12 protein-coding genes and 1 pseudogene are annotated in these 12,835 nt (G+C 67.7%); 5 read left to right on the top strand and 8 right to left on the bottom strand.

What is annotated here, in order from left to right; translation table 11 throughout:
- Positions 1 to 51: 51 nt before the first annotated feature.
- Together ACQUST_RS05095 and ACQUST_RS05090 are read left to right on the top strand one after the other, a co-directional pair.
- Positions 52 to 1,002 carry an alpha/beta fold hydrolase gene (locus tag ACQUST_RS05095; RefSeq protein WP_435125750.1) on the top strand — a complete coding sequence of 317 codons (951 nt, stop codon included), beginning with the start codon at positions 52 to 54 and terminating at the stop codon, positions 1,000 to 1,002.
- A gap of 34 nt (positions 1,003 to 1,036) precedes the next feature.
- Entirely contained in the window at positions 1,037 to 1,702 is a 666-nt protein-coding gene (locus ACQUST_RS05090) for a helix-turn-helix domain-containing protein (protein ID WP_435125748.1), read from the top strand.
- Positions 1,703 to 1,839: 137 nt separating this feature from the next.
- Here the strand turns inward: ACQUST_RS05090 and ACQUST_RS05085 are convergent, their stop codons facing one another.
- Genes ACQUST_RS05085 through ACQUST_RS05075 form a run of 3 tightly spaced genes read right to left on the bottom strand, consistent with a single transcriptional unit; the run spans position 1,840 to position 4,766 of the window.
- Complete coding sequence (locus ACQUST_RS05085; RefSeq protein ID WP_435125746.1) at positions 1,840 to 2,670, bottom strand: ABC transporter permease; 831 nt, start codon at positions 2,668 to 2,670, stop codon at positions 1,840 to 1,842.
- 1 nt (position 2,671) lies between these two features.
- Positions 2,672 to 3,634, bottom strand: a complete 963-nt coding sequence (locus tag ACQUST_RS05080) for an ABC transporter permease (protein WP_435125743.1) — start codon at positions 3,632 to 3,634, stop codon at positions 2,672 to 2,674.
- A gap of 10 nt (positions 3,635 to 3,644) precedes the next feature.
- Positions 3,645 to 4,766, bottom strand: coding sequence for an ABC transporter substrate-binding protein (locus ACQUST_RS05075; RefSeq protein ID WP_435125741.1), 1,122 nt, complete (start codon positions 4,764 to 4,766; stop codon positions 3,645 to 3,647).
- Positions 4,767 to 4,904: 138 nt separating this feature from the next.
- Here ACQUST_RS05075 and ACQUST_RS05070 point away from each other — a divergent pair, with 138 nt between their 5' ends.
- The gene (locus tag ACQUST_RS05070) at positions 4,905 to 5,963 is read left to right on the top strand and encodes an ABC transporter ATP-binding protein (protein ID WP_435125740.1); all 1,059 of its coding nucleotides are present in this window, start codon (positions 4,905 to 4,907) and stop codon (positions 5,961 to 5,963) included.
- Here the strand turns inward: ACQUST_RS05070 and ACQUST_RS05065 are convergent.
- The 5 genes and pseudogenes from ACQUST_RS05065 to ACQUST_RS05045 form a co-directional block, all read right to left on the bottom strand.
- Positions 5,960 to 7,726: a histidine kinase N-terminal 7TM domain-containing protein gene (locus tag ACQUST_RS05065; protein ID WP_435125738.1), complete on the bottom strand. Its 1,767-nt coding sequence runs from the start codon at positions 7,724 to 7,726 to the stop codon at positions 5,960 to 5,962. The two genes, ACQUST_RS05070 and ACQUST_RS05065, sit on opposite strands and share 4 nt — an antisense overlap.
- A 105-nt stretch (positions 7,727 to 7,831) precedes the next feature.
- Positions 7,832 to 8,776, bottom strand: a complete 945-nt coding sequence (locus ACQUST_RS05060; RefSeq protein ID WP_435125736.1) for a UbiA family prenyltransferase — start codon at positions 8,774 to 8,776, stop codon at positions 7,832 to 7,834.
- A gap of 187 nt (positions 8,777 to 8,963) precedes the next feature.
- Positions 8,964 to 9,434 carry an FKBP-type peptidyl-prolyl cis-trans isomerase gene (locus ACQUST_RS05055; RefSeq protein ID WP_435125734.1) on the bottom strand — a complete coding sequence of 157 codons (471 nt, stop codon included), beginning with the start codon at positions 9,432 to 9,434 and terminating at the stop codon, positions 8,964 to 8,966.
- 126 nt (positions 9,435 to 9,560) lie between these two features.
- Positions 9,561 to 10,856 carry an O-acetylhomoserine aminocarboxypropyltransferase/cysteine synthase family protein gene (locus ACQUST_RS05050; RefSeq protein ID WP_435125732.1) on the bottom strand — a complete coding sequence of 432 codons (1,296 nt, stop codon included), beginning with the start codon at positions 10,854 to 10,856 and terminating at the stop codon, positions 9,561 to 9,563.
- Between the two features lie 165 nt (positions 10,857 to 11,021).
- Positions 11,022 to 11,657, bottom strand: a pseudogene (locus ACQUST_RS05045) (IS6 family transposase).
- Positions 11,658 to 11,758: 101 nt separating this feature from the next.
- Here ACQUST_RS05045 and ACQUST_RS05040 point away from each other — a divergent pair.
- A complete protein-coding gene (locus tag ACQUST_RS05040; RefSeq protein ID WP_435125729.1) occupies positions 11,759 to 12,508 on the top strand; it encodes a pirin family protein in 750 nt (249 codons plus the stop codon).
- 142 nt (positions 12,509 to 12,650) lie between these two features.
- Positions 12,651 to 12,815, top strand: coding sequence for a hypothetical protein (locus ACQUST_RS05035; RefSeq protein WP_435125727.1), 165 nt, complete (start codon positions 12,651 to 12,653; stop codon positions 12,813 to 12,815).
- Positions 12,816 to 12,835: the final 20 nt, after the last annotated feature.

The raw sequence follows: 12,835 nt of genomic DNA, 5'->3' as shown, positions 1-12,835 counted from the left end.
CGGACCAGTCCGGCACCATCCTCTCCCGCGCCGGGACCGACTATCCGGCCGATGGCGACCAGCGACTCCGGTTCCGCTCCGCGGCGGTGCCGGTACGCGGCGACGAACGAGCAGGGGAAGGACGGCGGCGGTGACGGCGGGAGCGGCCGCGATGGCGGCGACGGTGCCGGCTGCCGTCAGTGCCTCACGTACGCCGAGTACGGCGACCCCGACGGCGACCCGGTCCTGTTTCTCCACGGGACGCCCGGCTCTCGGCGACTCGGGGCGCTGTTCGACGCCGACGCCCGGGAGCGCGGCGTTCGGCTGCTCGCCCCCGACCGCCCGGGGTTCGGGCGCTCCGCGCCGTGGCCGACCCGGTCCGTCTCCGACGCCGGGACGTTCCTGACGGCGGTCCTCGACGACGCCGGCGTCGGGGCGGCGCCGGTCGTCGCGTTCTCCGGCGGGGCCGCACAGGCGCTGGCGACCGCCGCGACGCACCCCGGCCGGGTCAGCCGCGTCGACTGCGTCGCCGGCGCCACGCCGCCGGGGGTCGCCGAGCGGACGCCGCCAGTTCAGCGAGCGCTCGCGCGGGCGGCGACCACGGCACCGGCCGTGCTCCGCGCGCTGCTGCGCGGGCAGTCGTGGCTCGCCGCGCGGCGCGACCCGTCGTTCGTCGTCGGGCAGTACACCGCGTCGGACCGCGATGCGCCGGTCCCGGACGACGCCGCGTCGGCCGTGAAGACGGACTTTCTGGAGGCGCTGGCGGAGTCGCGGTCGGGCACCGTCACCGAACTCCGCAACGCCGCCTCGGAGTGGGGCATCGCGCTCGACGAAATCGGCGTCGACGTCCGCCTCTGGCACGGCGACGCCGACACCAACGTCCCCGTCGACGGCGTCCGCCGCCTCGCATCGACGCTCCCCGCCGCGGAGCTGCACGTCGTCGACGGCGCCGACCACCTCGGAACCCTGCTCAGCGCGACGCCGGACGTCCTCGACGGTGTCGGTGAACATCGGCCCGATTGAAATGCGTCGGCAGCGAACGCCCGCAGGAGGCGGCATGAAACGAACCACGTTCTCCGTCCGCTACCCGGACCGGCTCCGCCACCCATTCCACCGGCGGCTCGTCTCGAAGTCGTCGGTGTCGCGGGCCGACCTGCTGATGTGGAGTCCGACGCCGGACGCGACGACGCTGTTCTGGTGTGACGGCGACCCGGCGGCGACTCGGTCCGTCGTCGACGCCGTCGACTCGCTGCAGACGCGGTCCACCGTCGAAACGGCCGACGGGACCTACGTGTTCCTCCGGCAGTCCGCCTACGAGTTCCCCGACACGGTGCTGGCGGCGGTCGAGGACGCCCGCGTCGTCTTCGTGCCGCCGGTCACGTTCCTCGAATCGGGCGCGGTCCGGTTCGACGCCGTCGGGGACGCCGCGGCGCTCGGCGCGCTCGCCGACGCGCTGTCCGACCTCGGCGACCTCCGTATCGAACGGGTCGCGGCGTTCGACCGGCAGCGCGCCCCAGCCGAACTCACCGCTCGCCAGCGGGCCGCACTCGACGAGGCGGTCAGCGCCGGCTACTACGACGTCCCCCGGACCGGCAGCGTCGCGGACGTCGCCGACGCCCTCGACTGCTCGACGAGCACCGCCGGCGAACTGGTGCGGAAGGCGGAGGCGGCAGTCGTCCGGCAGTTCGCCGCCCGGGGTCGCGGGGACCACGGCGGGAGCTGAGAATCGAGGTCGCGCGGTCGACGTCGCCGTCGATACCGCCGTCACCGTTGCAGTCGCTGGGCGAGTCAGAATCGGTGTCGGCGTCACCTGCCTACGTTGAAGCGGTCGTGTCGGTGAAAAGCGGTGACCGGGAGCGGTTATTCGTCGCCCTCGTTTCCGGCGACGTAGCCGCTGACGTTCCCGGCGTTCATCGCGACGGCGAGCGCGACGGCGATGACGAACACGATGAGCGTGGAGATCGCGTTCATCTTCGGGGCGGCGCCGTACTTGATCATGCTGAACATCGAGGTGGTCAGTACGTCGAAACTCCCCTTCACGAAGTAGACGCGGATGAAGTCCTCGAACGAGCGAATCCACGCGAACAGGAAGCCGGCCGCGACCGACGGGATGATTATCGGGAGCGTGACGTCGACGAACGTCGAGATTCGGTCGCTTCCGAGGTCCTGAGCGGCCTCTTCGAGGCTCCGGTCGAACGAGTAGAGGCGGGCGGTGACCGGGAGCAGGACGAACGGGAGGCCGTAGACGCTGTGGGTGAGGACGACCGTCCAGAAGCTCGTGCCGATGCCGACCACGGTCCGGAAGAAGATGAGCAGCGCGATACCGAGGACGATACCGGGGATGACCATCGGGAGGATTCCGAAGGTCCGGTACGCCTCCTTGTACGGGAAGTCGAACCGGGCGAGCCCGAAGGAGGCGAGCACGCCGAGGACGGTCGCGATGACGGCGGAGATGGTCGCGATCTGGACGCTGACGAACACGGAGCGTAACAGCCCCGTGTCGGCGAGCGTCGCGGCGTAGTTCCCGAGCGTGAACCCCTCGAACGGGAATATCGTGCTGGCGTTCTCCGCGAAGGAGAGCACGCCCATCACTGCGAGCGGCGTCCAGAGGAACACGAGCGTGAGCACCGCGATTCCGTACAGTCCGTACTTGAGCCCGCGTTCGCGGGCCACGGGTGAGAGTATCGCCATGTCAGATCCCTCCGAGGTCTTCGACGCTCACGTAGCGGAACGCGAGCACGAACGCGACGACGATTGACAGCACGATGAACATCGAGGCGGCGCTCCCGTAGTCGATGGCGTACTGCGAGGAGATGCGGAGCTCGATGAGCTGGCCGATCATCTGCACCTTCCCCTGCCCGAGGAACTTCGGCGTGATGAACGCGCCGATGCTCGGGACGAACACGAACAGGCCGCCGCTGATGATGCCGGGGAGCGTGAGCGGAACGATGACGTCTTTCAGCGCGTCGATTCGGCTGCCGCCGAGGTCGCGCGCCGCCTCGACGAGCGAGAAGTCGATGCCGTCGAGGCTCGCGTACAGCGACAGCAGCATGTACGGGAAGTAGGCGTGGACGAGCCCGACGACGATGGCGAGTTCGCCGTAGCCGAACAGCGCCACCGGACTGCCGACCAGCCCGAGTTTCAGCAGCGTGCTGTTGATGACGCCGTGCGGGCCGAACATCAGGTACCACGAGTACGCCCGGACGAGGTACATCGTGAAGAACGGCAGCAGCACGAGGAAGATGACGACCTTGAACGTCCGGCCGCTCCGGGTCGCGAGCAGGTACGCGAGCGGGAACGCGCCGACGAGGCAGATGACGGTCGTGACGGCGGCGAGCTTGTACGACAGCACCAGCGACTGGAAGAACGCGGTCTCCCAGAACGGCCCGTCTCCGGCGAACAGCGCCCCGTAGTTCGACAGCGTCGGGTTGCTCCAGATGATTTGGTAGGCGTCATTCACCTGGAGGAAGCTCACGGTCACCATGAACATCAGCGGCGCGAGCAGCAGGAGCGCGAGCCAGACGACGCTCGGCCCGACGGTTATCGCGAGCTTCGACCGCCGGGTTTCGAAGGCGCCGAGCAGGCGCTGGCGATACCGGGCGGCGGCGCTGAGCAGACGCTGGCGATACGAGTGTGAAGGTGGTTCGGAAGACATGGGTGGGGGCCTACGCCGACTTGATCTCTTCCCACGCGGTCAGCCACGCGTCCTCGTTCTCGACGGCCTTGAACGGAATCATGGCCTCGAGGCGCGACGGCTTGATGGCGCCGTACATGTCGTTCTGCTCGCTGGTGAGGTGCTGTTGGGTCTTCGGGTTGCACGACGGCGAGAAGCCGGCCTTCGCGAGTTTCGCTCCGAGCTTCGGCGCGATGAACTCGTTGACGACCTGCCACGCCATGTCCTTGTTCTCGGATTTCTTCGAGACGACCGCGGACTCGAACCACGCGAGCGACCCCTCCTTCGGCGTCGCCATCTTCGGCCAGTCCGTCCCGTTCGTCCACATCTCGACGATTTCGTTGCGTCCGGACTGCCCGAGCGCGAAGTTCCCCTGCTTGAACGACTTGATGTAGGAGGGGTCGGCCGCGATGTACCCCTGCAGGACGTCCTTCTGCTCGATCATCGTCTGTTTCACGTCGTCGATCTGCGACTGCGAGAGCGTGACCTTGCTCCCGGAGAACGAGTCACGGTAGCCGAGGTAGAGGGCTGCGGCGCTCATCGCCTTGAAGTGGTTGTCGTACATGATGAGGCTGCCCGAGAGGTCTTTCCCGGTGTACTCCGGCTCGAAAAGGGCCTTGTAGGACTCCTCGTGGTCCGGGACGGTGTCGCTGTTGTACGAGTAGCCGTACCAGCCGAACCGAATCGGGACGCCGTACATCGACCCGCCTGAGGTGAACTGCTGGTCGGCGAACTGCTTGAACTGCCCGTACAGGCTCGAATAGTTACTGACAGTGTCCTCGGGGACCGGGGCGACCAGCCCCGCGTCCATCATCTTCGGGACGTAGTTGTTGTTCGGAACCGCGATGTCGTACTGGGAGTCCTTCCCCGCCTGCCACGAGGAGAACATCTTCGAGGAGGACGTCGACTTCGTGAACTCCACGGTGACGTCGAGGTTCGACTCGATCTCCTCTTTGAGCTGGGAGTACTCCTCCCACGTCAGGATGTTGATGGTGGTTCCGCTGCCGCCGCCGCCCAGGCAGCCGGCGAGGCCTGTCAGGCCGGCGCCGCCGACCGCCCCCGCGGTTTTCAGGTAGCCGCGACGACTCACACGGTCACTGTCAGTTTTTGCCATGCACCATTGACTACCATACTCACCCAAAAACATACCGGATGCCCGTAATCCGGGCGGGTATAGTCAACAGATGGACACTCCTTTCGATTCCAGAGCGGTTTCCCAACAGTTTAGACAGGGCGTGCGATACGTGACTCCATGACAGACAGTCCGACCGACGTGCTCGTCGAACTCGACGGGGTGCGAAAGGAGTACGGCGACGTCACGGCCGTCGACGGCGTCGACTTCGACATCCGCCGCGGCGAGTTCTTCTCCCTCGTCGGCCCGTCCGGCTGCGGGAAGACCACGACCCTCCGGATGATATCGGGTTTCGAGCGGCCGACGGACGGGACGATTCGGCTCGACGGCCGGGACTCCGAGGCCGTTCCGCCGAACGAACGCGACACGAACCTCGTGTTCCAGCACCTGTCGCTGTTCCCGCACATGACCGTCGGCGAGAACGTCGAGTACGGCCTGAAGAAGTCGGGGATGGACGCCGAGGAGCGACGGTCCAAGTCCGAGGAGTACCTCTCGCTCGTCGACCTCGACGGCTACTACGACCGGAAACCGAACGAGCTCTCCGGCGGCCAGCAGCAGCGCGTCGCGCTCGCCCGCGCCCTCGTGAACGAACCCAGCGTGCTGCTGTTCGACGAGCCGCTGTCGAGCCTCGACCGCAAACTGCGGAAGCAGATGCAGGTGGAGCTGCGCGAAATCCACGAGAAAGTCGACGGGTCGTTCTTCTACGTCACCCACGACCAGGAGGTCGCGATGACGCTCTCCGACCGGATGGCTGTCCTGAACGAGGGCCGCGTCGAACAGGTCGGCCGGCCGGAGGAGATCTACCGGGAGCCGGCGTCGCCGTTCGTCGCGGACTTCATCGGGGACACGAACCTCGTCGCCGGGACGGTCAACGGCGGAACCGTCACGGTCGGCGACGGGGGCTTCTCGTTCCCCGCCGGCGACGCCGCCGACGGCGACGTCACCGTCTCGATTCGGCCCGAAGACATCGAAATCTCCGACAGCGGAACCCCCAGCTTCGAAGGCGAGGTCGTCGAGCGGTACTTCCAGGGCGACCAGACCCAGTACGTCGTCGACCCCGAAACCGCCGGCCTCGACCCGATTACGGTGGTCGTGAAGGGCCGCGAGACGCCCATCGAGCAGGGAGACACGGGCTCGTTCGTCGTCCCGGACGACGTCCCGGTCGTGTTCGACGACTAACGGTCCGGCGAACCCTGTAGGCGACCCGGGGCGTGAGCGCTCGTCGCTGTCTCACCTCGTCCGCCGTTTTCGGTGCGTCCGCGATTTTCGGTGTGTCCGTCGGTCCCGTCGAACAGCGGTATGTCGAGCGTGACGACCGAGCCGGTCGGGTCGTTCGGCCGGAAACTGACGTCGGCGTCGGCGATTTCGGCGCCCCACTTGACGATCCAGAGGCCGAGGCCGCTGCCGTGTTTCAGCGCGGTCTCGGTGCCCGCTTCGAGCACCGCGAGTTCGTACTCGTCGATGCCGGGGCCGTTGTCGGCGACGGTGACGCGGACGGCGTCGGTCGCGACGCCGGCGGTGACGCGGACCCGTCCGTCGACCCCCGAGACGTGTTCGGCGGCGTTCTCGACGAGGTTCGCGAACACCGGCGCGAGCACCGCGGGGACGCGGACGTCGCCGGCCGGCAGTTCCAGGTCGACCGGGACCGAGTAGTTGTCGCGGACGTCCGCGACGGCGTCTTCGAGGAGCGCGGCGAGCGACCGCGGTTCGGTTCGGCCGTGCGCCTCGTCGAACAGGTCGATGGCCTCCCGGCCTTTCTCGCCGAGTTCGGCGATTCGCATGGCGCGCTCCCGGACGGTTTCGGCGGCCTCGCCGGTGAACGACTCGGCGTGGCCGGCGATGATGTTCGTCTCCGTCCGGAGGTTGTGCCGGAGGACGCGGTTCAGCACGGTCAGCCGCTGCTGCTGGCGGACGTGCTCGCTGATGTCGTGGAACGTGACGACGCGGCCGAGCAGGACGCCGCGGACGTCGTGAATCTGGGCGACCGTGACGTCGTACGACCTGCGGCCGAGGTCGTCGCCGACGGAGAGCGGCGTCTTCCGCGCGCCCTGCTCCGGGAAGGTGTCGTACTCGGGGACGGCGTCCACGGCGGGCGCTCCCAGGACGGACTGTTCGTCGCGGTCGACGATGTCGAGGAACGTGTCGTTCGCGTCGACGACGTAGCCGTTCCGGTCGACGACGACCGCGCCGGTCTCCGTCTGGTCGAACAGGTACTGCCGCGCTCGGGTCGTCGGCGCCGGGGTCGTCCCGAACAACCGGTGGCGGGACATCGCGTCGAGGTAGGCGACCCCGGAGACGGAGAACGCGATGGGCGTCGGGTCGATTCCGGGCGACGGGAAGACGCCGGCGAGGAACAGCACGTTCGTCGCCCACGGCATCAGGATGGCGACGAGCAGCGTCGCGCTCTGCCGGCGGAACAGGTCGGCGGCGCTCGTGAGCAGGCCGAACAGCGGAATCATGCCGAGGACGCCGAGGAGGTACGTGTAGCCGGCGAGCACCCAGAACCACGGTCCGCCTTCGACCAGCACCACCTCGCCGGTCGCCGTCACCTGCCGGCTGACGGTCAGCAGGTCGTGGTAGTCGTTCGTCGCCGCGAGCGCGACGGTAACGACGGGGACCACGGCGAGCAGCGCCACGTTCTCGGCCTGAATGAACCGGTCTCGCCCGGTATACGCCAGCGCGAACAGCAGCCACGCGACCGGAACGACGACGACGCCCGGGAGGGCGAGCCACGTCCAGAGGACTTTCGCGCCCGTCGAGGCCATCTGGAGCTTGAAGACGAGACAGACGGACCACCAGGTCTGCCCGCCGAGCAGCGCGACGAGCGGTGTCGCCCCGGGATCTGGCCGCTGTCGCCACGCGAGAATCGTCGCGGCGGCTCCGACAGCGACCGAAAGGAACAACGCCAGTACCAGCGGGTTCAGCAGAGACACCGATGACATTCGTCGTGATCACCTCACCGTTACCGGCGAGTAGTCATGGAATAAAACCCGGCCGAGCGTAAAGTGTTCCCGGTGACATCCGCCCGCTTCAGGAGGGGACGGACGTCACGGACCGAGTGTCAGAGTAATAATGAGAACGGCGAACACGACCAGGTGTTTGGCCTCGCTCGCGACGCTGAGCCGCGTCTGCTTGTCGGTGCGGCCGACTGCGGCTGTGACGGCGAGCGTGTACGCCGAGCCGACGAGGAGCGCGGCCGTCAGCGCCGCCGGAAGCAGGCCCGCGGCGTACGCCGCAGCGAGGAAGCCGGCCAGGGTGGCGGTGAGGACGTACAGCACCTGCCGGGTCCGCCGCACGCCGAGGACGACCGGCAGCGTCGACACGCCGACGGCCTCGTCGCCGGCGCGGTCGGTGACGTTCGGTATCTCGGTGTTGATGAAGCGGTCGACGAGGAAGTAGACGAACAGCGCGGCGGCCGCCGGCGTGACCGCCGCGTCGGCGAACGCCAGGGGGAGCATCACGAGCGTGAGCGCCCAGGCGAGCGCGACGACGACGGAGTTGACGACGAGGACGTCCTTCAGCCGCCGGAAGTAGGCGCCGAGCGACGGCAGCCAGTCCGACGCGTACAGCACCCAGAAGGCGCCGGGGAGCAGCGTGAGCACGAGCGCGTCGGGGCCGCCCGTGACGGAGACGGTGATCGCCAGTCCGTACGAGGCGGCCGTGAGCACGGAGAACGCGGTTTTGTGCGCGCGGACGAACGCGGCCTGGCCGGGCTTCGTCGCCTCGTCGGCGTCCACGTCGGCGATGCGGTCGCCGGCGTACACCGCGAAGGTGAGAAGCGCGACGACGAGCGGCGCCGGACTCGGCGGGAGCGACAGACCGACCACGACGAGCGCGGCTTCGACTGCGGCGATGACGACGAGGTACGCCGTGCTGTACATCAAGACCCGTTTCGTTCGGTCGCCGGCGTCGAGGAGCGACGCGGCGACGGTGCTGTACCACGGAGCGGTGTCGTCCGAACCAACGGAGACGGATTTCTGTTCGCTAGCCATAGGTGGCGGCGAGCACCCGCGGTGAAGCCGGGCCTCGCCGGCGGAACATCTAGGCTCGCCAATCGTTAAGACCAGGGCTCGGACGAAATTGACTCAGCGGCGAGTCGAGGCGAAATTTGCGGCCGAACGGCGGCGGCGACTCGGCGGGCGAACGGGAGAGAAAGAATCCGCGGGCCGTCCCGGAGCCTCAGTTGACGTCGACGATTTCGACGTCGAACTCCAGCGTCTCGCCGGCGAGTTCCGGGTTGAAGTCCACGCGGACGGTTTCGTCGTCGACGTGGGTGATCTCGCCCTGCTGGCCGTTCTGCGCCTCCAGGTACGCGCCCTCCTCCGGGCGCTGGCCGCCGAGCATCTCCTCCAGTTCCGGCGTGTCGAACTCCTGGACGTGTTCTTCGGTCCACTCGCCGTAGCCCTCCTCGGGCGGGATGGTGAGCGTCGTCGTCTCGCCGGCTTCGAGGCCGACGAGCCCCTCCTCCATGCCTTCGATGACCTGGCCGGCGCCGACGTCGACCGTCAGCGGGCTGTACTCGCGGTCGGGCTGCGCCTCCGCGAGCCCCTCCTCCGCTGCGACCTCCGCTCGGGAGGTGTCGAAAACGGTTCCGTCGTCGAGTCGTCCGGTGTACTCGAGCGTCACAGAATCGCCGGTAGCAATCGTCACGGTCAGTGGACGGTTCCGCGACGCATAACCCCTTTCATCGAGCCACAGGCGCCCCGGCACAGCGGCCGACGAATCCGTCGACGCGGCGCGCGTCGACCGCCGAGACGACGAGCCGAAGAGCCGGTCTCAGGTGGCGGCTTCGATTGCGGCGTCGAGGTCAGCCACGATTTCCGCGGGGTCTTCGATGCCGACCGAGAGCCGGACGAGGTCGTCTGTGACGCCGGACGCCTCCCGTTCGGCCTCGGTGAGCTGCTGGTGGGTGGTGCTGGCCGGGTGGATGATGAGCGTCTTCGCGTCGCCGACGTTCGCGAGCATGCTCGCGAGCTCCGTCGACTCGACGGTCGCCCGCGCGGCGTCGTAGCCGCCCTCCACGCCGAACGTCAGCATGCCGCCGTAGCCGCCGTCGAGGTACCGGCTCGCGTTGTCGTGGGTCGGATGCGACTCCAGGCCGGGGTAGGTGACCCACGACACGTCGTCGTGGTCCTGAAGGAACTCCGCGACCGCCATCGCGTTCTCGGAGTGGCGCTCCATCCGGAGCGGGAGCGTCTCGACGCCCTGCAGGGTCTGCCAGGCGTCGAACGGCGACTGCTGGTTGCCGAGGTCGCGGAGGCCGCGCGCGATGGCGGCGTACGTGAACGCCGCGTCGCCGAAGGCGTCGACGAAGTTCACGCCGTGGTACGCCGGGTTGTCCTGCGCGATTTCGGGGTAGGAGTCGGCGTGGTCCGCCCACGGGAAGGTGCCGCCGTCGACGACGACGCCGCCGACGGTCGTCCCGGAGCCGTGCAGCCACTTGGTGGTGGAGTTCCAGACGAGGTCGGCGCCGTGGTCAATGGGGTTACACAGGTACGGCGTCGCGAACGTGTTGTCGACGAACAGCGGGACGCCGTGGTCGTGGGCGATGTCGGCGACGCGCTGGATGTCGGGCGTGTCGAGCGCCGGATTCCCGATGGTTTCGAGGTGGACGTAGGCGGTGTCCTCGTCGATGGCGTCGTCGTAGGCGTCGTACTCCAGCGTGTCGACGAAGCGAGCGGTGATGCCGCGGCGCTCCACGGAGTGCGTGAAGTACGTGTACGTCCCGCCGTACAGCGACGACGCGGTGACGACGTTGTCGCCGGCCGACGCGAGCAGGAACGTCGTGAGGTCGAGCGCCGCCATCCCCGACGCGGTCGCGACGGCGCCCACCCCGCCTTCGAGCGTCGCGAGGCGCTCTTGGAGCGTCTCCAGCGTCGGGTTCATCAGCCGCGAGTAGATGTACCCCGGCTTCTCCAGCGCGAACTGCTCGGCCGCGTCCACGGCGTCTTCGAACACGTACGACGTCGTCTGGTAGATCGGCGTGGCCCTGGCGCCCGTCGCCGGGTCCGGTTCCTGCCCCGCGTGCAGCGAGTCCGTCGCGAACGACTGGTCTTCGGTATCGTCACCCATGGTCGACCCTTCGGCGCGGAGGGACTTATGAGATATACGCGAGGTCACACTTGCCGGTGTCCGAGACGGCCGGACACGCCCCCGGGCCACCGACGCCGCGGCACGCTGTTTCTGCCAGCGAGCGGGCGACCAAGCGGGTTCCGAGGGAGGGTTCCGGGGTAGTGTTCAGATAAGCTGGTTCCATGCGAAGGCGAACGCTTGCAGCCAATTTTCGACGGTGTTTGCTTCGGCGTGGCTGAAACAGTTTGAAAACTGGTTGGTTCGTCGTTTTAGTTCTCGGAAGACACGTTCGACGTTGTTTCGATTACCGTGTTTCTCGTATCTGTAATCGAGGCTGTGGCGGTGGAGAGCTGCTTGCAGCCACGGTGCTGAATCGACGAGAAAGACTGCATCATCGACGAGATGTTTGTCGCGGAGTTCGGCGAGGAACATCTCGGTAATCGCTTGATTTCTCGCCGGAGAGAGCTTGACATGCAGCAAGCGGTTCGTGTCGGAATCGACAGCAGCGTACAGCCAGAACCGTTCGTCGTTGAGCTGGATCACGGTTTCGTCAACCGCGACGTGATCCGGATCAGCGCCATCGATCGGCTGTAGATCGGCCTTGTGCACCCAGTTGTGAACGGTCGTTCGGCAGCGTTCGACACCCAACCTATCGAGAATCGAAACGGTATCCGAAAGTGATAGTCAAGCCAGATGGAGTCGGATACCAAGCTTCATCGCGGGCTCGGGTGTCGCCTCTCGCTCCAGAAAATCTAATTCGAAGCAGTCGCTACCTCCGATGAGGCGGGCGATTTCTGGCATGAACCACTAGAAGATCGCTCCGCCTCACTCTTCATCCTTATCTGAACACCGCCGGTTCCGGAGCCCGGGCGGTTATCAGTCCCGAGCGACTAGAGCGGCTAATGGAACCCGCCGACACAGCCGAAGACGCGACGAACAGCCCGGTCGCCGGCCAGACGGTCCAGCACGGCACCGGCGTGAACTCGAACCGGGCGTTCCCGACGAACCAGCACCCGCGCAACCTCGACCCGTTCGTCCTGTTCGAGCGGTTCTACATCGACCCCGACAAGGGGTTCCCGATGCATCCGCACCGCGGCTTCGAAATCGTCTCGTACATGCTCGACGGCGGCATGGAACACGAAGACTCCCTCGGCGTGACCCACACGGCGACGGAGGGCGACGCGATGCGCATCACGACCGGCGGCGGGATTCGGCACTCGGAGTTCCCGGCCGACGGCGCGGGCTGTAACGGCCTGCAGCTGTGGGTGAATCTGCCGCGCGAGAAGAAGGAGATCGACGCCGACTACGCGGACGCCGACGCCGACGAACTCCCGACCGAGGAGCGCGACGGCGCGACCGTCACGACGGTCGTCGGCGACGGCTCGCCGCTCTCGCTGGAGACGCCGATGGAGTACCTGGACGTCCGCGTCGACGGCGAGTGGACCTGGGACGTCCCGGAGTCGTGGTCCGGGTTCGTCTACGGCGTCGCCGGCGCGGGCGCGGTCGACGGCGACGAGTTCGCGGAGGGGGACGTCTACACGGTCACCGACGGCGGCTCCGTGACGCTTCGCGGCGAGTCGTTCCGCGTCGTCGCCGTCGCCGGCCGGCCGCACGGCGAGGAGATTCGCCAGCGCGGCCCGTACGTCCTGTAACGGCGACAACGCCAACGCGGGCCTCGACTGGCCGCCCGACCTCCGGGCCGCTATCCGGGCGACCAGGCGACGCGCGTCCCGCGAACGGGTTGCCTCGATGTCAAAGTATTTTATCGGTTGCGCCCTCACCGGCGCATCGACCATGTCCGACGACCCGGACGTCGGTGGCGAGCCGGAGCTGGTCGTTCGCTGTGCGGAGTGCGGCAACACCTACCCAGCCCAACGGGGTGAGGACGGCGGCTTCCGCCCCATCGGGACGGCCGCCGGCACCTGTTCGTGCGGCAGCAGCGAGTTCGAACAGGTGTGAGCCCGACCCGCGGCACCAAC

It is taken from the genome of Halobaculum sp. D14 (assembly GCF_051195135.1).
Lineage (GTDB): Archaea > Halobacteriota > Halobacteria > Halobacteriales > Haloferacaceae > JBNTKA01.
This window is presented reverse-complemented; position numbering and strand designations above follow the sequence as displayed.

What these genes read in the sequence shown, in the direction of transcription:
- ACQUST_RS05095 (WP_435125750.1), top strand. Translation starts at nt 52, where the DNA reads ATGGCGACCAGCGACTCCGGTTCCGCTCCGCGGCGGTGCCGGTACGCG.
- ACQUST_RS05090 (WP_435125748.1), top strand. Translation starts at nt 1,037, where the DNA reads ATGAAACGAACCACGTTCTCCGTCCGCTACCCGGACCGGCTCCGCCAC.
- ACQUST_RS05085 (WP_435125746.1), bottom strand. Translation starts at nt 2,670, where the DNA reads ATGGCGATACTCTCACCCGTGGCCCGCGAACGCGGGCTCAAGTACGGA.
- ACQUST_RS05080 (WP_435125743.1), bottom strand. Translation starts at nt 3,634, where the DNA reads ATGTCTTCCGAACCACCTTCACACTCGTATCGCCAGCGTCTGCTCAGC.
- ACQUST_RS05075 (WP_435125741.1), bottom strand. Translation starts at nt 4,766, where the DNA reads ATGGCAAAAACTGACAGTGACCGTGTGAGTCGTCGCGGCTACCTGAAA.
- ACQUST_RS05070 (WP_435125740.1), top strand. Translation starts at nt 4,905, where the DNA reads ATGACAGACAGTCCGACCGACGTGCTCGTCGAACTCGACGGGGTGCGA.
- ACQUST_RS05065 (WP_435125738.1), bottom strand. Translation starts at nt 7,726, where the DNA reads ATGTCATCGGTGTCTCTGCTGAACCCGCTGGTACTGGCGTTGTTCCTT.
- ACQUST_RS05060 (WP_435125736.1), bottom strand. Translation starts at nt 8,776, where the DNA reads ATGGCTAGCGAACAGAAATCCGTCTCCGTTGGTTCGGACGACACCGCT.
- ACQUST_RS05050 (WP_435125732.1), bottom strand. Translation starts at nt 10,856, where the DNA reads ATGGGTGACGATACCGAAGACCAGTCGTTCGCGACGGACTCGCTGCAC.
- ACQUST_RS05040 (WP_435125729.1), top strand. Translation starts at nt 11,759, where the DNA reads ATGGAACCCGCCGACACAGCCGAAGACGCGACGAACAGCCCGGTCGCC.
- ACQUST_RS05035 (WP_435125727.1), top strand. Translation starts at nt 12,651, where the DNA reads ATGTCCGACGACCCGGACGTCGGTGGCGAGCCGGAGCTGGTCGTTCGC.